We start from the raw sequence: 575 nt of genomic DNA, 5'->3' as shown, positions 1-575 counted from the left end.
ATCTGAAGCCACTGAAATTGATTATTTAATTACAAATAAACAATAGACTTGTCGCTTTATAACTTAAAATCCCCCCAAAAACCTTGTTATGTAAGGATTGTAGCTATTGGATAGCAAAAAATATTGGAATTATTGCTCTGTCTAGGTTAGAGTGATTTTTCCCCTTTATTTAGCGACAACTCTAATATAAAAGTGTGACTGGAGAATGGATAGTTACAACCTTTTCTGATAGAAACTATCTTGAAAAATTTTATAGGGAAGCTAAGGGATGGTTGGGTTTAAAAGAATATCAAGTCCGAGATCAAACAAGTCGAATGCGCCATTTTATTTTGGTTTTTGTTGCCTATACTTTCATTCTCTATCAACAATTAATGGGAGGCTTGAGAAAGCGTTATTCTCGCGCCACTTTGACAAATTTTACAGAGACATGAGAAGCATTTATAACTGGTGTTTCCTACAAATTTTTTTGCTGGTGACAACAGAATCAAGAAATTTTTGCTCAACATAAAGCTGAGTTATATCAAATCCGGTAGCATCGGAGTAATTAAACCTGAATTTTCGGCCACCAATGGTAC

General features: G+C 34.3%; 1 protein-coding gene. It reads left to right on the top strand.

The features are described from left to right. The first annotated feature begins 194 nt into the window (after positions 1-194). Complete coding sequence (locus tag D5R40_RS33690; protein WP_124147718.1) at positions 195-431, top strand: hypothetical protein; 237 nt, start codon at positions 195-197, stop codon at positions 429-431. The last annotated feature ends 144 nt before the right edge of the window (positions 432-575 follow it).

Origin of the sequence: Okeania hirsuta (assembly GCF_003838195.1) — a bacterium.
Lineage (GTDB): Bacteria > Cyanobacteriota > Cyanobacteriia > Cyanobacteriales > Microcoleaceae > Okeania > Okeania hirsuta.
This window is presented reverse-complemented; position numbering and strand designations above follow the sequence as displayed.